Source organism: Gammaproteobacteria bacterium (assembly GCA_030949385.1).
Taxonomy (GTDB): domain Bacteria; phylum Pseudomonadota; class Gammaproteobacteria; order JAUZRS01; family JAUZRS01; genus JAUZRS01.
The window spans coordinates 1-19697 of record JAUZSP010000001.1 but is presented as its reverse complement, the minus strand read 5'-3'; the positions used below and the strand labels follow the sequence as shown (position 1 = coordinate 19697).

Below are 19697 nucleotides of genomic sequence, written 5' to 3'. Positions count from 1 at the left end.
TTTGATTCAACCGTTGTTTTATTTCTTTAGCTTCTTTTGCACTACAGTCCATTACTTCTTTAATCTCTTTTAACGTAATTTCCCATAATTTTTTTCCTCCTCTTCTGCATAATCCTTAATTATTTTTGGAATAGTATTTTATTCTTCGGAGAGGTTGGTTGACTCATGGTTTTGGTCAGCATCAGAAGAATTTTCAATATTTAGATAATTCGCACTACTCCAAATAAACTGCCCATAACCAAACTCACATGCATGTTCAAAATCATCAACAATATTGTACCCTCCAGCTTCTAATTGGATCCTAATCGGGTCTAAACAATCAGCTTTAGATTTACCCCGTGTTTCAATGCCTCTAAGCTTAGGCATCACTTTTTTGAACCAGCTGGTCTTCAAATGCAGTTTTCATTGCCTTTTTTAGCCCAGCATCATCTTTGGCTTCTTGGGCTTGAATAACATCAGGGTAATTTGCCATGTAATATTCAATTGATTGCCATACCCGGTGTCCCAATGCTTTGCCTACTTTAGCCAAAGAGTCATTCATTTCTTCAACAAATTCTTTAAATGGGAGTAGGTCATTATCCTCAAATGTAGTTTCTTTTTTCCACCAGCCTTCCCATGTTCCCCTTGACAGTAAAGACTCTTGGTTGCCCAGAGGCTTGAGTTTTTTTTCGACGTTCAAAACTTGTAGGTCGTGGGAAATTAATCACGATTCCACGATCTAGCACTTTATCAGATAGTGATTTAGTAGTTTCATCCTGATTCATTGTTCCAGCCCAGAGTACATTTCGACCTAAAGGAAGTTTGTAGGGCTTAATACCAGCACCAAGCTTTATATCCAGAGTAGGAATATTATCTCCTCTTGTACCACGTCGCAGTTCAAGTTTACTGAGAAACTCAGCAAAGTAGAGTTCTACATGAGCTAAGTTCATTTCATCCATGAGGATTATACTTACCGAATCTTTTAAGCCAGGGTAATCTTCCTCTATATATTCAATTTTCTGATCTTCTTCAGCTTTTTTCTTATTATTTTTTATCCGTTTTATTTTCGAACCATTTTGACTTTGAGTCAGCAACCTTAGTACAGGCTGAGCATCAAACTTATTATCAATTGAGTTGAAAAAACCAAGCATAGATTCTTGGCTATCCCAGTTTGGTTGAACAGATAAGCTCAAAAAATTAATACCACCAAAATGTGAGTACAGTCTTGGTAGCTCTGATTTACCTGTTCCACTCACTCCTGCTAATACAGTCAATGGTGACCACTCCGATGTTTTTAGGGCAGTATGAAAAGCGTATAATATTCTTCTAGGAAACTTAAAGCCATACTCTTCAAACGAATTGTTAATGCTATCTAACCACTCAATTTCACTTATATCTTGTTTAGAGTTAATCCTAGGTAAATCAATTATATAAGGGGTTTCTATATCTCGAATTCTGGCATCTCTGTCTGCTTCTCTTTCATAGGAAGCTTGTAGACGTTTGAGTTCATCGTGTAGCCGATTATTATCTGCTCCAATAGAATCATGCAGCTGGACAAGTGTCTTGTTCTTGTTCGATAGTCTTGTATGTTCTAATTCTAGTTGTTCTTTCGTATTTTCGATTTCTTTTAATTCAACATTTTCATCGGATAACCTATTACAGGCATCATCCAATTGTTCTTTTTCCTGATTGAGTCGATCAAACTCTAATTGCATTTCTTTCGTTGGTCTATCAATTAACTCTTGTTCTAAATTTTTTATTGTTTCTTCATGCGTTTTTAGCTTTAACAAAACAGCTTCTGGTGCTTCATTCCCAAGTTTTCGTTTTAATTCTTCAAAGCTCCCAATGAGATCAGAGCTACTTGATATAGAGTTTCGCAAACGATTTATTTCAACTTCTAAGCTTTGTTTTTCAACCTCAAAAGATTGTTGTCTTGCTTCTATCTTCTTATTAACTTCCTTATCTATACATTGCATTCTTTCTTGAAGAGAAGACTGTTGAGCGTTAATTTGTCGTTCATTGAAATTTAGGGTATCTTCTTGAGTTTTTAACTCCATCTGTCGTGTATCTAGCTCTTCTTTATTCTGTTCTAGACTACCTCTAATAGATTTTACTTCCCTGTTAATTTCTTCAAGTCGCCTTTCTCGTTCATTTTCTAGCTCATCAACTAGTTCTTTCTGATGTTTTTCTTTTAAAGATATAAGTTCTTTTTTTAATTGTGATTTCTTATCCGCATATCCCTGATCACGTTCAATTTCATCTTTTTGAATCTCACGTTCTCTATCACATAGCTTGTGTTTTTCGGCTTCTAAATTTTTCCATTCAGATGTATAACTATTTCCACGATTCTTTAATTGTTCTATAGACTCTGAAAATTTATTTTCAAATAATTTAGGAAAATTATTTTGTGCATCAATCTCACGCTTGCTTAGATCAAGCTCCTTATTTTGTAGTGTTTCTTCTCGTTGACTCAAGTCACTTTCCTTTTTAGATATCATAGTTTTTAGTGCTATTAATTGTTCCTCACACCCTTTTTTATCAATGATATCGTTTTCAGGTTCTTTCTCCATTTTAAATCTCCAGTAAACGTTTAATGATGGTAAAAACAGTCTCTTTCATCTCTGTTAAATCCTTTAGTGGTATATCAACTTCATGATTACCGTGACCTCGCAGAGTAATCAGTTGATCTACTGTTTCTATTAGTTTTGTTTTTTCATCTAGGGTTGTGAAATCGTCATCAGGCAGAAGAAATAAAAACGCAATAAAGTTTGCCCCTAGTGATTCTCTTTGGCTGCCTTGAATAGCTCTTGCTAGCCTATCCTTTTGAACTGTTGATAGTGATTCTGGAATAGCACTTATATTTTTTATCATTCCATATTGAACCGCTCTATAAAATGCTTGATCCCTATAGTTATCAGGCTCATCAGATTGAATATATTCTCTATACCTTTGCGTTATTTCTCCTAGCAGTAATTGCATTGAGGATGCCAGACCCTCTATTATTTGATTTTTATTATTATCTGAAAAACCTGAGAGATACATCTCTATTCTTAACAACTGCTCTTTAAGGTTTTTCTCCATATTACTTACCGTAGGAAACGTAAAATTCTTTTCAAGTAAAATGACTGCTTTCAACCTGTCCTGATCTATTTCATTACTTACAGTGTATGATTCATTCATAAAACTGTCATAGTCACCCTTGATATCAGGCAATAGAGTCAAAATTATGTCTGAAATAGTTTCAAAATTTATTTTTAATTCCTTATATTCAATAGCCACCTCATCAGATTTACCGTGTGCGATAGGATCTCTTAATCTTTTTAATTCAAGGAATAGTTTGAGTGCTAATGGATACTGTTTGGCAAGATGGTTAAATGGGTGATCCGACTGATTACTTGCACCCGTAATAGCAAGTGCTAATAAGGGTTGTAATTCCGTCTTTCCATACTCAATTTGCTTAATTGCCCCTGCCTTTACTTGTAGAATAGGTTTTTCTTTATGCGTTACTATAAGGCCAATTTTTTCGGCAAATTGATGGAGTAAATTCTCATTTTCTTTGTAATCTTGGCTTGAAAGAATACTTTGCCACTCAGGTACTGGGTGATTGACAACAACTTGTCGAAAACAATATTCTAAGGCGACATACAGGTTCTTAATAGTATTTTCAGTCTCTCTTTCTTTGTTTTTTTCTCCATCAGAATTATTCTCGGTATTTTGAATTTCATCGAGTGATTTCTTACACCTATTCAAACATTTACTGATATCAGGATATATAAATGATTTGTTTCTAGTGTTTTGACTAGCGTGTTTTTTATCTTTACCGCTTACAGCTATCATTGCTTTTCGTTTGAAATTTGTAATCCAGTTCCAGTCCTGTTTCTGTAGATAATTGGAAAAACTATCAGAAAAACCAAAACCAAAACCATCTGTTATTAATAGATCATCAGAATTTCCTTTCTGCATTATCAGTTGGCAATGCAGATACACTAACTCAGGAGAATCTTGTATTGATATTGCCTCCGCTTTTGGAATCGAAGGTGGTTGATCTTGTTCACTCTGTGGATTAAGAAGTGCATATTGCGTATAGCGTTTTTTATATTCTCTTGATACTTTTACAATATCATTAGCTGTCGGCTTAGAATTCCAACAAGCGCCTTTTAAAGGGCCAATTTTTGTGGCCGAAATATCATAGGATGTTCCTGAACTACCTTTTTCAAAAGTTGTTTTGTCTTTTGCTATTATCTTTATCGATTGAAAGGCTAATTCACCAATATGTAGATAAGATAATGTTTGACCAGACAATAAATCCATAAATACAGTAGCTGAAATATATTCTAAGTCATCTTCTGTTTTATTCTGCCAAATAGTAATTAGTTCTGTTCCTGTCTTCGTTAGATCAAACCTATCTGTTAAAAGATCTAATTGCACTAAGCGATTTTGAATAAAAGATACTAATTCTTTTTCAATACATAATAGTGATGCTAGCTTTTCACTATCCCCTGATTCAACCGCTATCATTTTTAACACGGTTTCTTCAAAGATATTAAGTTTACTTTTTTTCTTTTGAGGTATTGAAATACTATAAGCATGGCATGGCCATAAAATATCCTTTTTTACGGCAATATCTATCCCACTTAGTGATTGAGGGATGCTCAGTATTTTAGGGCGTGTGTTTTTGGTGTGTTGGCTCATAAAATCACCCCATCAGATTGACAGAGATTAAAATAATTCTTTAAAGCGGGGACAGCATCTATCGCAATCTGTGAAGTGAATAAGTTACTATCTCCCGCCACAATCAATGCTTTCTTCTGACGGCTCATGCTTACACATAAACGGTTTTCAGACATCAGATGACCAAACACACCTTGTTTTATCCTTTGATAATCTTCTTCTTTACTGATCCAAGATGTTAGTCGTTGTAAATCTTGTGTTCTTACTACTGACAAGAAAACAATATCAAATTCCATACCCTGAAAAGAATCCACAGTACCTAGGCGTAGTCTCTCTTCTCCATTTTCTAAGAAGCGATATTCATCTTTGATCTGCCAAGATCTATCTTGTGCTTCTTCTGTGACTTCAAATTGTTTTAGTGCGTTAAAAACCTCATAAACTTGTGCCTTATAAAAGCTAATGACACCAAAGGAAAGCGTTTTCCCTTCATCAGATTTAATCCATTCAGATAATTGTCGAGCAATAGCACTTGCCTCCGCCGTTCGTTTGCGACTAAACCCTTTTTTTTCTTCTCTACCTTTTTCATTTTTTACATCAAGCCATATCGCTGCCTTATTGGTTATGCCATTCAATGACTGTTCGAAGAGTTCTGCTGGTAAAGGTGAACGGTAAGCCTCACCATATTGATCATAAAAGTTTTGGCTGGCAAACTCACCTAGTAGAGGATGTGTACGATATTGAGAATCTAGCGTAACGGTACGTTTAATACGATCCTTTTGTTCAAGCTTTTTGAGACGTTTAAATAAATATTCAAACATACTTTTCTTCACAAAATCAGTTTCTACTCCTTCTTTTGCATCACTATTTTCTAATGCACTAGCAACCTCATCATCAATTAAATGCGGTAATTGACGATGATCTCCCACCAAGATAATCCGTTTTTCTGCCTGAGACATAGGAATAAGTAGATCTCTAGGGCTCACTCGTGCTGCTTCATCAACAACAACCGTGTCATACCTCACAAACTCATCTTGCTTGTATTTTTTTTTAGCACGTCTTATTGCAGAGCCTTCAGATTGTTGCGTGGTTGCAGCAAACACGAAGTTGTAGTCCTCCACAGCTTCTCTAACACCATCGGGGTTGTCTTCTAATTCATGCAAAAATTCAGCAAGAACAGCATCTCTTTTATTTTCAAAAGATAATGATTTTTTCAGTTCTATCGATACTTTTTCTACCAATGCTAGAATGTCTTCGCGTGGTTTCTGAACTTTATATTCAGGTGACGGTAAGTACTTCTGTAATAACTCTCTCTTTAATTTTTTAAGCTCAAACAAAAAAGATAACGGTTTTTCTTCTTGCCAATGTGATGCTTGATCAAGCAGTTTTTGTTGCTCCTTTTCAAATTTTCTTCCTCCTTGCTCATAAGAAAAGAGTAGGTTCAAAGCAGATGATGCACCATCGTCTTTAAAACCTTGCTCACTAACTCTTAATGCACGAATTAATCGAATATCGCGATGATCAACTTGTGACGTAATTGTTTTAAGTGAGTTTAAGATTTCTTGTGCTTCAACAATTGATGATTTAGTTACCGTATCTCTTGGAAGATTTAATATCCCACAGAGTAAGCTAGTTGTATTACTTTGGGAGGGTGATATAGCATAGAGTCGAAATAGTTCAGATAATTGTCGCTGCTCTTCTGATTTGGCAATTTGAGGGTTCTTATTTCGTATCTTATCAGCAATATCCTGACACCATTGATACAGCTTTTTTGTGACCGCATCTTCTGTGAACTCTGAACCCGTTGATCTTGTACCAAACTTAACCGCAGGTAACGCATTAACACTGAGCCTCGATACTATATTTTCAACGGCATCATGCTGATATCCTGAAACAAGTATTTGCCCCCGTATGGAATTTGTTTTATCAAATTCTTCATTCAAACGTTCTAATATTGCAGTCACTACCGTTGTTTTACCTGTACCTGGCGGCCCTTGAATCAGGGCAATATCAGGGGTATTTAGTGCTATATCAATCGCTTCTCTTTGTTTTGGCGTTGGGTCATATTCGAATATTTTATTTTTTACAAAAGGTGTTAAGGGTTTAAATTTGGTTGTTCTTTGTACTTCAGGCAGTTCGCCATTTTCTTCTATTATTAACCCTAATAATGGGTTTGCACTTCTACCTTCAAGGACAGCTGAGCGTGCTTTCATTCTTCTTTCTATTTGTATTTTATCACCATTAATAGAAAGCATAAGAAACAGATTGTCATCTTCATTTTTAGGTATAACGTCTAATTTTAACTCAATACTATCTGTAGATAGTTTTGTTATCGGCGCAAATACTATTTTGTGTTTTTTATTATTATTAAATTCTTCTTCTAGATGTTTACTGTAATCATCCCAGCTTAATCCTAAATCTTTTAGATAAGTAGGTTCTTCTTGGGTTATTTCTAAAGCATCATCTTCAGATAAATGTTTTATCTGGTCTTCAATACCATTTCCAATAAAAAACTTGACACCTTTATTTGTTTTTTCAGTACGGCTATAAGCTATTTTTCCAACATATTTTGCTTTGTTAAGTAACAAGTCACCTTCAACAGCTCCATATTTATCCCATTGTTTTAAATAACTCCCTTTCTCTTTTGTTAGTTGACTTATTACCCCCGAAGCTATTGCTTTTATGCGTTCTGGTAAAGAACTGAATGTTAATTTTCCTCTGACTAAACGAAGTGCCCCATTAGCTTGCTGTTTATCTTTAAATATTATTTTCGTAGCATGAAATATTTCATCAATACGAGATAATAATTTTTTTTCAACAGGGATTCTAATTCTTTCACCATAAAGTGAAAAAGCTCGGTGTTTTTCTTCAATAATGACATCGTCATCTTCGCTGAAGTCAAAATCATTATCTGCTGATTTTCCTGAAAGCATAAGAAAGAACTCATCACCATTACTTTTTATTAAAAATATCTGAGTGAGGTGTTTTCCAAGCGCTTCAATGTCCTTAAAACGAACGCCACTTTCTTTTACCGTAGTTTCAATATGATCATCAATACCAATTTCGACAGCATCCATTTCAACAATCGCACCATTGAAAAAAACAATGACTATCTGGGCACTACCATCTTTTGTTATTTGAGTAACCTCAACTAGGTTTGCACAGCCTCGTTTCAAGTGAAAGTCCAAATCTATGGAACAACGACTGTCTCTTAGTGATACCTTACACAAGGTTTTATTTATAAATAGGTTATAAGTATTTCTATTTCTTGTGTGGCTAATCTGACCTATACCTTCTTCTATGAGCTTATCTGAAAAAGGCTTCACCCAAAGATCAAATTTAATCTCAGCTTGAATATCTTTGAGTTTCATTTAATCCCCCTTTCTATTTTCAGAGAGACTAAACGAGGGACTTTAGTATTAATAAACAACCAAAAATTTAGTTCTTTAGCTGGCTTAATTATTAACTTACTTTGAGAATATAGATCCTTAAAGTCTCCACTGTTTGAGTCATTCACTGCAATGGAAATATTAAGGCTAGAATTATCAACTTTTTTTAATAAAATATGGTCTTTAGCTATTTTTATCGTTAATTCGGCTTTATCACTATCTACCATTGAAAACTCAGTAAGGACTCTATTTGGAAGTGTAATCAATGAATTATCGTGTACCTCATGGGTATATGACCAAATAGGCTCCTTTGGGATACCTTGATCCCCTTGCCACGGGTAGCTTTCTATTTTAATCATTGCAGGTCTTGGTGTATTGCAATAAGGACATTGAAACACCTCTATTTCTGCATCTTTATAATTGTGGTAGTAACTCATGGAACAATTGGGGCATTGCACGGTAAGATCTGTTGCTTGAGCAAGCGCTTCAGGCCAATGATAAATGGAAGGTCTTAACCAAGGCTGCCCTCTACCAGCACCCAAGGTTTGTTGAAACAATTGTTGTAATTTAGGGGTGAGTAGCAAAACTCTGGGTAAGCCACTCATTGATGCATTTGAATCATCCTCTTCATCATCAACCCATGGAAAAATTCCAGCATAGGCCCTATCTTCAGCACCCTCCCCATCATTTTCTTCATCAGCCCAATCATCTTCGTCACTACCATCAACCTTTTGCCCAATAAAGGGATGTATTAACGCAAGCAAGTAAAAGGCAACCACTGCAAACGCATGACAATCACTAATCGGTCTAGCTCCGTCTTTTTCTTGCACCAATTCTGGCGCACCATACTTAGGCGTATAAACAATCCCACTGTTTGAGCTTATTTCAAACCGAATATTGTCTGCATCAATCAACCAGACGGAAGAATGACTTGAATCGTTTGATATAAAAATATTATTTGGTGAAATATCACCATAAACAAGTCCCGTACCATGAAGTCGAGCCAATAGTGATGCACATTTGTAAAGCACATGAAGCCTTCGTCTTAGTCCACCTGTATTATGATAGTGAACAATTTCTTTCAAGGGTTTTAATTTATCTTCATTTTCCTGTGAAATCTCTTCATCGCTATTTCCTTTTGGTAATAACCAGCTAGGAATATCTTCTCTCTTAATCTCCTTTGCTACTTTTCCATCAAGCCAAAAGTCACTAAATGGAACCATTTCATTTAATAGTGGCATAACGTATCCCGCGTGTTCTTTTAATAAAGCAACGGGGGTTGATATATTAATATCTTGAGGAATTGGGAGTAGTTTTACGCGTTCAAAACGCTCTGAATACTTTCTTATATGTTCATTCTGAGTTAAAGGATTACCCGCTTCATCTGTCACAAGCTTAATGGCTAAATCAGGGTCTTTAGTGCGAAAAACAACCCCTTGCCCACCTTTTCCAAGTTCTTTATCTTGTCTGTGAACATAATGATACTCATCAATAAATTGATCTTGATTCATTCGGTAACCCTCATCAAACAGGCTATGGTTTTATCATCTGAATGATGCGGAACAGGCCAATTATTCAACATCTTTTTTATGCTCTTATTTCTTTTTTTTGTAGGTTGCCTAGAAAACTCTGTAATAAAACTTTTACAAAAATCTTGTTTTTTTTCAGGTAACAAATCATCTGATATACCATCTGTACACAAAAGAATCGCATTACACTGCTCAGCGTTTAGTGTGACAATTTCCCATTGATTGTCATCAAAATTCTGTCTTAAGCTATCCGTGTAATTAGAAAAGGAACTGTGTTTATTATCAGATAGAGTACGATTGTTTTTATCTTCATTACCAATAACGCAGATCATTCCATCACCAAGCCGACCCAGTATGATCAATTCGTTTATTTGGAGTGCAAACAAACAGGTAGTAGCACAATCAGAAACTGAGAATGGCGATATATTTATCCGCCAAATAGAATGTACGAGTCTTAACAAATCATTTGGTTTTTCTTGAGAATTATTTCGGTATATTTTTGAGGCTTCGACAACTGCCATACAAACAGCTTTTGATCCAACCCCTGAATGAGGCTTGCTACCTAGACCATCAGCCACTACCACTACATTGCCCCATATATATTTGCGTGCAATCCATGAATCCTGATTCTGAATCCCACTTCTAGCATGAGCGGGCCCTATCAGACTAGCCCCCCAACTCTGCCATGTATCATGCATCCCAATCATCCTCAACAACTTCTGTTTTAGAAGTCTTCAAATCATGAATAGATACAGGAGCTACACCATCATTAGAGTGATCAAAAATGAGTGAATAAACAGCTCCTGAAATATCTTCTGCTAAATAGACTTTTTGATTAGGTAATATTTTTTCTAAGTTAAAAATATTTGCATCTGCTCCAACAGCCACAACTTGTAGTTTCAAATTAGAGAACTTATTGACCTTACGGTTAAACTTTGAAATAGAACCACTTTCAAAGCCACCATCAGTTAACAGCAGTACATATATATCTTTCTGTTGATCTTTTGTTGATAGGTCGTATAAAAAGCTAGCTAAAGTGTTTAAATCGACAGTTTCCTGAGGGATGATTTCTGGAATATCACCATTGGATTGAAGATTAAATGCGGTTATAGATGAATTCCAATTATAAAAATCTATATCAAGCTTCAAATATTTATTATTAATACTAGGAAGCTGAGAGATAAAGCGACACAGGTTTCTTTGCAGAAGAATTTTACCCATTTCAGCCATACTTCCTGAAGAATCTATAAAGACATAAAGCACTTTATTCATCTTCTAGTTATCCGTTTGATATACGACTCTAGTTGATGAGAAAAATCACGACCTGCCACAGAATCTAGATTCATAGCATCTGCAATTTTCTTTTTAACTACATTGCTATTAGGCATAAAACAAGAAGCTAGAACCCCTTTGCCTTGAATACCTCCAAAATATCTGACAATATTATCAAGTTTCATAATATGATCACTTTTTGTATTCCCTGCTTTACATTCAATAATGAAAAGTTTTTTACCATCCGTAAAAACAATATCTAGTTCTTGGTAAGTATCAGTTAATGTATTTTGAAACTCCTTTTGATCACTTAACAGACTACTTAATTGATCACTTATACTGTTACCCCCTTGTGTAATAGGTTTCTTTTTTTCTTTGAACGATACTTCTAATCCTATACGTATATCTTTAATATGACCTGACGATACGAAGGGTTCCAATAGCATATAGGTGTATTCTTCCAACCATCCACCAGATATATATATAGCAAAATCATGCCATTCATCAAAAGTAAATCTTAAGTCTTCCCCTTTCCTGTCAGTAAAAATTATTTCAGCTTGCTTATTTCCCTTCAGTGATAAAGATATTCCAGCACTATTATTTTTTATATCAAAAGTCTTTAAATTCTTCTCATCATTATAATTGCAAAGTTCTCTGTATAGCTTTGCGACCCTTGATCGATATTGCCATAGCTTTAGTGTTAAACTTCTTCTCTTAGGATGATTGATATTAGAGATATCCTCCCAGGATCCATTCTTCGTAATAATTAGATCATCACCATTTAGCTTTATAAATGTTTCTACTGAATCAATAGGTTTTATGCTTTCTATTTTAAAATCATTAAGAAAAATAACCTTGTTATTTTCACTGTCAAAGTAAAAAGGGGTTGCGTTAACATTTCTGCAAGCATTTAATGCCCCTGCGTACATCAACTTTGTGCCGCCAGTTAAATTAAACCCTATACGTACATTTTCAGGAAGTTCTTCAATTTTTCTTAAAATACTAGTCCTAACACTTTCAGGATCAAAGGGATCAACAGGTATTTCATAAAATCCCCCATCGGTAATAAATTGTTTCATTACCTCGGCTGGATATTTTTTTGAATTTACAAACACATGAACTTTGCTTGTAAATTGTAAAACACCCAACAGGCTTGGCATTCTTTGTTCACCAAACAAATGAAATATAACATCGTATTTTGTACTGTTAGATGTATCTATATTAAGTTGTTTTCCATGCCACTCCAGCCAGTCATTAGGCAAAGAAATTACTTTAGGTGGTTTGTTTGGATGAGGTGAGGCAATCATTCTTTTTTTTGATCTCAGGGTGACTCAATGCAGTAAAAGCCCATACAAATGCCATAACAGGTGTACCTGGACTTAAATACAGTGTCACTAATTTTTCATTTTTTTGGCCTGATATGGAATCAAGTGACTTAATAGCTGCCTCATAGATTGACTCAGTATCATTTAAATGTTTTAAGAAAACCTGATTAAGATTTATTTTTATTTGTTGCCCTTCATTTTTAAGCTTATCTTTTAACCAACATTCAAAATGATTATGGGCAAACTCAGTATTAGAATATTTATTAATAAAATCCCAGGAACCCTGATAACCTTTAGTGTCTATTGCTTTTAATTCTTGTAAAAATTCACTTTCTGATACACCTTTATCTTTTTCAGAGTTACTATAGGCTAGCACGACAACATCGGAATATTGTTCCTCTAACAAAGCACTTAATATCGGCCCATTACTTTTTTCAATACCTAAAGAAGCTCTTAAATCGGTTATTCCATACCAAGTTAGTAAGTATTTTTTCACGATTTTTTTCCTTTTAAACTTTTTTTTAGGAACTAATATTTTTACAAGATTCTGACCTGCACTAATTTCATCACCTTCTAATACTATTACGTCCTTTACTAAACCGTCATAAGGAAAAGTAATCTCTCTGTTCTCACCAGTTTCATCATCTATACTAATGATCTTTTGTCTTTTTGAAATAATAGATTTTTGTGTTATATGGATAGTACGCACCACCCCTTTATTTATATTTGAAGGAGATTTAGCAAGCACACCATCAAAGAGCTTTAGAAGAATCTTTAAGTTTTTTCTTTTTTGTACTATCTCTATAAGCTGTTCGTCACTAACTTTATTGTCTGCATACAAGTTCTCTATAAACTCTTCCTTTAAACCTGGATGATTCAGAGCTAATTCAAATAATTCAGTATCAACCAGATTTGAATTATCAGACCAAGTAAAAGACTCACTCCAATTGATCTGAGGATGATGGCTTTGCATTATATTTTCGAGCAGATAAGACGGACAGTTTGGGTTTTTTATGACTGCTTTCTTTACATTAGCATCACTGTCATCTATCAATTTTTCTAGAATACCTACAGGACAATTTTCATTATCAGCAACCATTTCTCTTGTCACAGGATCTCTACTTTTCGAATCTTTCAGTAGCTGTTGATGCTCACCTTTATCAAATGAAGCGGGTTTTAATTTAAAGTTTTCAAATGTTTTTTCAAACTCTTCAATACTGTCTTTTAAGCTTTCTTTTAATGGAGTAATCGTACTTAATACAGTAATAATATCTTCATTTGACAATACGTTACCACCTTGAACAAAGGTTTTTTCAAGTGAATCATTAATGAGCCCTTCAATATCAGACCCTGTATAACCCTCTGTTTTTTCTGCTAACTGCTCATAATTAATCTTGCTTGTTCGTTTATCTTTTAGATGAATTTCTAAAATCTTTTGTCGTTCTGACATATTTGGAAAATCGACATAGAAAATCTCATCAAAACGGCCTTTTCTTAATAACTCTGGGGGCAGCACACTCACATTATTTGCTGTTGCTATAACAAAAACGGCGCTGGGCTTTTCTTGCATCCAAGATAAAAATAAACCAAATAACCGCGTGGTGACTTCAGAGCCTCCACCTGAACTACCTGCAACCCCAGAAAATGCTTTTTCAATTTCATCAATCCATAATACACAGGGACTAACTTGTTCAGCCATGCGTAATGCTTTTTTCATATTGGCTTCACTTTCCCCCACATATTTTCCAAGCAATGAGCCGATATCAAGCTTCACTAGAGGTAATTGGAATAAGCTTCCCGTGGCTTTTGCTGTTAAGGATTTTCCACAACCAGGCATTCCTGCGATCAGTACGCCTTTAGGGGGCGATATACCAAATGCCTTTGCTCTATCTAGGTCATTGATGACTCTTTCTTTTCGTTTTAACCAGACCTTCAGATTTTCAAGACCACCAATTTCTTCAATGCTATCGTTGAGCGGTAGAAACTCTAAAATTCCGCTTTTTTTTTATTGATTGTTCCTTTTCATGCAACATCACATCAAAAACATTATCAGTCAGTCGTTTTTTATTTCCCAGAGTCGCTTTTTTTAGGGATTGAATCATTGTTATTTCACTCATACCAGAGCAAATTATCGAAAGCCTAGATAGTATCTGGCTTGATATAGTTACCTGTTCTTTTTTGCAGAAGGCTTTAATTATCTCATTTATTTCACCTGCTGATGGAGTATTTAAATCGACTATTGAAACCATTGAATTGATAGTATCAGGTATTTTTATATTCGCACCAATAAGTAATATACAAGATTTTTCAGGGTAGTGTTTTGTAATACGGTTCAATAGCTGTTGTAACCTAGCAATAGCTGCATCGTCTTTTAAAACAAAATCTATATTTTTCAATACAATTAGTGTGTTATTCAAATTAAGGTCAAGCAATTCTGAAATATTCTGACAGAAGTTTATATCTATGCCTGCATTGCTTTGCGGACGTTTATTTTTAAAATCTACCCAGCCATGCCCAAGATTCCACTCTCTTATTTCAAACTTTAATTTATCTGCGACTTCAGCCACAACATCATCAGCCCGAAACTCCTCAGCAGTCTGTATACAAATACCAGCAATACCAGAATATATGCGATCAATAATTGAATTTTTTTATATTCATGAGAATAGCCCTGTAAAGGCATTCCAAGCTGAAGAAGCCATACTAGAAACACTCGAAGCTAAAGACTTGACTGTACTCACAACAGTCGAAACTATTTTTTTTCCTCCTTCATAAATAGCCTCACCAATAGTACTGCCTGCTATGCCCCCGATCACCCCCCCCGCAACACCTCCAATCACAGTACCAACAGGCCCAAATACTGTACCTATACTGGCTCCTATTGATGCACCTTCAGTCCCACCCATGATGCCTCCTAGCATACTGCATGTGGTATTACCTGCTTGATCTAATGCTTCTGTACCTGTTATTTCACCTTTGCCAAACCTATACAAGGTTTTCAAGTTCTCGATGCCGACCATTACTCCATTGGCAATACGTCCAACAGGTGTATTTTTTTAAATCTTGACCCAACCAACCACTTTTAATGGCAACAGTTACAGCCCCAGTTGCGGCAACCGTTAAGCCGACTGATGCGCCAGATTTTATGGCGCTTTCTACAAATTCTTGTACGTCTTCTCCAACAGCTTTATTCTCTTTTCCTGTAATACCATTCCAAATACGCCTACCTAATATTCTTACGCCTTGAAATCCTACTGAGAGTGCCGCAGCCATACCTGCTTGTTTACCAATATGTTTACTGATATCAACATGACTTGTTTCATTCCAATCATATTTTTTAGCTAGTGCATCTTCCTGAGCTTTCCTTTGAAATTCCTTTGCTTCTTTTTTTGATAATGGTTCAGAAGACACACCATCAACTTCAATGGTCTCAGTGCTGTTATCTATATCTTTACCTTGATCCCTAGGCACAAGTTTACGCTGACCACGATAATCTCCTTTCTCTAGTGCTTTTTCTGTACTTTTTGCATCGGCTCCATATTTTGATTGATATTTTCTTATAATCCTCCCTTCGCCATCTTTGATAACAACATCAACCGTATTCTTGCCAAAAGAACCCCCAAGTTTTGGCTCTAATACTTCTGCACGATATTCACTACCCCTGGCTGCGGCATCAATATTAAATGTATTTGCGTGGTGATGTTCTGCAATAAATCCATCAAGGTTAGGATTTAGACTTATTTGACCATTTTTATTATAAATAACATCGACATTATTCCTATTTGCTTGATCAAGAGCTGTGTCAATAGTACTAGCATATTGATTAAAGTCATTTACCCCATTAGCTTTTGAAGATATTTCAATCTTATCTTTTAGCCAGTTATCACGACTCAGACCTCGGTCATAATAATTATTAAGTTCATTTTTCGCCGTTTCAAAATTGTCAATACTCCCTATTATTGTATTCGCATCCTGCTCTCGCTCATGCTCAGTTAGCCAAAGCTTTGGGTATTTACTAAACTCATTTGCCAACCATTTAGCATCCGTTAAATCTACTGATTTAGTTTTATATGAACGCATAAAACTAGAAAATGTTGTTCTTATATTAACTTGATCCTTATTAGATAAAAAAAGCTGTTTAGATAACTGCTCTGATGACTGCTTTGGGTTTTCATTTGCACGAAGGATGACTTCGACTAAGCCATTGCCTTGAACATTTTCTTCCTTAGACATTACCAGTACCCTTCATCCTGATCTTCTACCGATGAAGAATGAATATTTTCAGTTTTAGTATTAGTAGAATCTCTATCCATTGATAGAGATGCAGGCACTTCATTTGGGTTCTTAGACTGAGTTCGCATGGTGACTGACATAGTTACTCTCTGAAAAAACTCATGAAGTTGCCCTGCACCTTCAGCAGTAAATAGCTCATGAGGTGTACCTTCGATAAAACGCTTTAATATCGCTTCATCGGCATCGCGTCCTATAGCCATTGCCATACGGTCACATTTAGAAGAACGTCCTTCTCTAACAAAGCCATCAAGTGGACTCTCCCAACTATCATTAGGCTGTCCATCTGAGACAAGTACTATTGTTGGACGATACGCTCTTGAGGGTGTTATTTTTTTATCCTCAATCATAGCTTTAGCCATTTCTAGTGCCTTTCCCATTGGAGTTGCTCCACTTACTTCGAGGTCACACCATTTTATATTTGATGCCTTTGTAAATGGCGTATGCAGCTCAACCTCTCTGCCAAAAGTAATGACTGATATAAGGATTTCTGTTTCCATTTTTTCTTCTTGCGCTAAAGTAGCTAGCATTTCTTTAACGGCATTGTTTAAGTTATCTATCTTTTCCCCAGACATGCTGGAGCTTACATCCAAAAGAAGAACAACAGGAAGTGGTTTCGCTTTTGGGGTGGTAAAACTAGATGGATCGAACATAATAAATTTCCTTTCTTACAATTCTTCAGCTATTTAACGCATAACCATCAAACTCAATGGGAGCAAGAGTAATGTAAAACCGACATATATACAAGAAAAAATCCTAATATTTATTAGCATTATAATAAGAACATGATGGAGACTTTAAAATCTTAAATTATGATGCTATGTAGTGGGTGGGTAAGAAACGAAGAGAACCTCAACCCACGTCATTCTCGCGCAGGCGAGAATCCACATGAAGCAATGACAGTCCCTATGGATTCCCGCCTTCTCGGGAACGACGAGAAAAAAATAAATCTCCCCTATGCACACTTTCATTGATGCGGGGAAATCAGATGGTGTTATTTGAAGCTTGCTATGAAATAAGTGCTTTGGCTTCCTGCTTTGAAAAAGGGGGAATGAGGGGGATTTGCTCTTTCTTGCTTTTACTGGCGTTCTGCCCACGACTCTTTAGCCAGCGTGCTTTACCAAGCAGTAACTGCGTAAAATCAGTTAAAAATTACTGATTACACCTAAGAGCAATACTTCGGACAGTTTTAGAGAGAAAAAGATAGGAACCACAGGCGGATTCTGAGAAAATAGAGTTCTCAAAAAACGACAATCAAAGAAGGCCGCCCGTGGAATCCATAGTAGAATCGGTTTTACTCTCCATGTCCAGTGTTAAAAAACCACAACGTCTTTTTCTCTCAGCTCTGTTTTCCGCATTGATGGTTTTTCAAGGGAAAGCCACTTTTCGTAATTTGAGTCGTTACAGTTCGTTGCATGAAAAACGTCTGTCGCGTTGGTTTCGACGTTCATTTGATTTTGCACAATTCAACAGACGCCTACTTCAAAAAGAGCTGCCACAAAAGCACGATCAAATTGCCGCCATTGATGCCAGCTTTATGAAAAAAAGTGGTCAGAAAACAGCAGGGTTGGGTTGGTTTTACAACGGCGCTTTGGGGCAAGCCATGGTGGGATTGGAGTTGTCGTTGGTTTGCCGAATTGATCTTCAAAGTCGAACCGCTTACGCGCTGGAGGCTCGCCAAACGTTGGACTCGGAACAGAAAGAGGGTGAGAGCCGAGTGGACTGCTACGCGAAACAGGTTTGTGACCTTGCCTGTGATCTTCAAGCGCAAGGCATTCGCTACCTTACCGCAGACGCCTACTACAGCAAGGTGAAGTTTGTCGATGCGGTCTGTTCAGATGACTTACACCTGATTGGAAAGCTGCGTTCAGATGCCAACCTAAGCTGGTATTTTGAGGGCGAATACGGTGGCAAAGGACGTCCTAAAACGTACGATGGTAAAGTCAATTTCCAAACGGAGCTGTCCCGTTTTGATGCGTGTGGCGTAATGGATAAGGGGGTATCGATTTACAGCGCCGTGGTTCACTCGTGTTGTTTCAAACGGAAAATCCGTGTGGTGCTGCTGCGATGGGAGCAGAAGACAAAAGTCCGTTCGGCTCTGCTGTTTTCTACGGATTCGGAGTTGGCTCCAGAAAAGATTGTCGAATATTACACCGCTCGTTTTCAGATTGAATTTTTGTTTCGTGAAGCCAAGCAACATACGGGTTTAATGGATTGCCAAGCGCGTTGCCCAGAGGCCATTCAAACTCATATTAATGCCTCGTTCACCGCACTGAATTTATTGAAGCTGGAAGACCGTAAGGACAAGAACAACCCTGAGCCTTCGGTGATTTCGATTGCCTCGTGGCGACGCAAGAAATTCAATCAATATTTGATGAAAATACTTTTTGACAAGTTAGGTTTGGAGAGATCTTGTCAAAAAGTCGAGGCGGTTTACCATGAGCTGAGTGAGTATGGGGCTATTCAGGTTTAAAACTGTCCGAAGTATTGTAAGAGTAGAAGGGAAAATTACAAACCAAAAAAACAAACTAACTCGGGAAAAAATGCGCAGCAAGAGACGATCCCCTGCGCCAAAACTGACGCAAACGCCAGCGGTTCAAACGATACACATGGCCGTTCAGTGGCAGCAGTTCCAACTCAGAAAACACCCCCTCACGCAGCAGCGTTTCAGCCCGTTGCAGGTGCGCCTCCAGCTTTGGCAGCGCCTCCCGCCAGCCGTGCAGATCACCGTTGATCAACAGGCTATAGGCTTCGTTGTCCAGCAGCACCGAGTTCCGTGTTGTTTCAGGCGTAAGCGGGCGCATCGTCGTCGCCGAAAAAGACGCGAGCGGCAGTTCAAAGTGTGCCGCCAAACCGCGCAGCAGTTCATGCTCACCGAACAGCTGTACCGGCTCAACCAAACTGCCTTCCGGCAAACGATCCCCGCCCCAGAGCCAGAGGCTGTTGACCGGCAGCTGCCCACGCGCTTCACGCCGCTCATTGACCGGATGCTCAAAAAAGAGCATCTGTGCTTCGGTAAGCCAGCTTTTCCACTGCCTCGCCCAACGCCCCGTCGGATTAAACGGCTCTACGCTGCGCCCCACCACTTGATCCAGATCCGCACAGACAATGTCTGGGGTTTCTGGCAAACAGAGGTACCAGCGGTGAGCATCAAAACAGCACAGGTGCAGACCGTCTTCGGCAAAATGGCGATTAAAGGTCTCGATTAACGCCTCGGCCTCCTCTTTCCACAGCGGTAGATTCTC

16 protein-coding genes are annotated in these 19697 nt (G+C 37.1%); 1 reads left to right on the top strand and 15 read right to left on the bottom strand.

The window, feature by feature from the left end; translation table 11 throughout:
- Positions 1-138 precede the first annotated feature (138 nt).
- The 14 genes from Q9O24_00080 to Q9O24_00015 all read right to left on the bottom strand — a co-directional run bounded on the left by Q9O24_00080 (position 139) and on the right by Q9O24_00015 (position 17105).
- Positions 139-393 carry a hypothetical protein gene (locus tag Q9O24_00080; GenBank protein MDQ7073590.1) on the bottom strand — a complete coding sequence of 85 codons (255 nt, stop codon included), beginning with the start codon at positions 391-393 and terminating at the stop codon, positions 139-141.
- A complete protein-coding gene (locus Q9O24_00075) occupies positions 359-541 on the bottom strand; it encodes a hypothetical protein (GenBank protein ID MDQ7073589.1) in 183 nt (60 codons plus the stop codon). Before Q9O24_00075 ends, Q9O24_00080 begins: the two co-directional genes overlap by 35 nt.
- Positions 542-581: 40 nt before the next feature.
- Entirely contained in the window at positions 582-2549 is a 1968-nt protein-coding gene (locus tag Q9O24_00070; protein ID MDQ7073588.1) for a chromosome partitioning protein ParA, read from the bottom strand.
- Between the two features lies 1 nt (position 2550).
- A complete protein-coding gene (locus Q9O24_00065) occupies positions 2551-4671 on the bottom strand; it encodes a hypothetical protein (GenBank protein MDQ7073587.1) in 2121 nt (706 codons plus the stop codon).
- Positions 4668-8018, bottom strand: a complete 3351-nt coding sequence (locus Q9O24_00060) for an AAA domain-containing protein (protein MDQ7073586.1) — start codon at positions 8016-8018, stop codon at positions 4668-4670. The genes Q9O24_00065 and Q9O24_00060 overlap by 4 nt, the downstream gene beginning before the upstream one ends.
- Complete coding sequence (locus Q9O24_00055; GenBank protein MDQ7073585.1) at positions 8015-9547, bottom strand: lipopolysaccharide kinase; 1533 nt, start codon at positions 9545-9547, stop codon at positions 8015-8017. Before Q9O24_00055 ends, Q9O24_00060 begins: the two co-directional genes overlap by 4 nt.
- On the bottom strand, positions 9544-10263 hold the full coding sequence (locus Q9O24_00050) for a PP2C family serine/threonine-protein phosphatase (GenBank protein MDQ7073584.1): 720 nt from the start codon (positions 10261-10263) through the stop codon (positions 9544-9546). The genes Q9O24_00055 and Q9O24_00050 overlap by 4 nt, the downstream gene beginning before the upstream one ends.
- Positions 10256-10837 (bottom strand): VWA domain-containing protein, encoded by a 582-nt coding sequence (locus tag Q9O24_00045; protein ID MDQ7073583.1) that lies wholly within the window; start codon positions 10835-10837, stop codon positions 10256-10258. Before Q9O24_00045 ends, Q9O24_00050 begins: the two co-directional genes overlap by 8 nt.
- Complete coding sequence (locus Q9O24_00040; protein ID MDQ7073582.1) at positions 10834-12144, bottom strand: DUF1887 domain-containing protein; 1311 nt, start codon at positions 12142-12144, stop codon at positions 10834-10836. Before Q9O24_00040 ends, Q9O24_00045 begins: the two co-directional genes overlap by 4 nt.
- The gene (locus tag Q9O24_00035; GenBank protein MDQ7073581.1) at positions 12110-14008 is read right to left on the bottom strand and encodes an AAA family ATPase; all 1899 of its coding nucleotides are present in this window, start codon (positions 14006-14008) and stop codon (positions 12110-12112) included. Before Q9O24_00035 ends, Q9O24_00040 begins: the two co-directional genes overlap by 35 nt.
- A gap of 118 nt (positions 14009-14126) precedes the next feature.
- Positions 14127-14729 carry a hypothetical protein gene (locus Q9O24_00030; GenBank protein MDQ7073580.1) on the bottom strand — a complete coding sequence of 201 codons (603 nt, stop codon included), beginning with the start codon at positions 14727-14729 and terminating at the stop codon, positions 14127-14129.
- Between the two features lie 90 nt (positions 14730-14819).
- Positions 14820-15182, bottom strand: a complete 363-nt coding sequence (locus Q9O24_00025; GenBank protein ID MDQ7073579.1) for a hypothetical protein — start codon at positions 15180-15182, stop codon at positions 14820-14822.
- On the bottom strand, positions 15148-16395 hold the full coding sequence (locus tag Q9O24_00020; GenBank protein ID MDQ7073578.1) for a hypothetical protein: 1248 nt from the start codon (positions 16393-16395) through the stop codon (positions 15148-15150). The genes Q9O24_00025 and Q9O24_00020 overlap by 35 nt, the downstream gene beginning before the upstream one ends.
- Entirely contained in the window at positions 16395-17105 is a 711-nt protein-coding gene (locus Q9O24_00015) for a VWA domain-containing protein (GenBank protein ID MDQ7073577.1), read from the bottom strand. The genes Q9O24_00020 and Q9O24_00015 overlap by 1 nt, the downstream gene beginning before the upstream one ends.
- A gap of 617 nt (positions 17106-17722) precedes the next feature.
- Between Q9O24_00015 and Q9O24_00010 the strand changes: the two genes are divergently transcribed.
- A complete protein-coding gene (locus Q9O24_00010; protein MDQ7073576.1) occupies positions 17723-18925 on the top strand; it encodes a transposase in 1203 nt (400 codons plus the stop codon).
- A 55-nt stretch (positions 18926-18980) separates the two neighbouring features.
- Here Q9O24_00010 and Q9O24_00005 read toward each other — a convergent pair.
- Positions 18981-19697, bottom strand: a 717-nt coding sequence (locus Q9O24_00005) for a hypothetical protein (protein ID MDQ7073575.1), incomplete at its 5' end; no start/stop codon positions are given.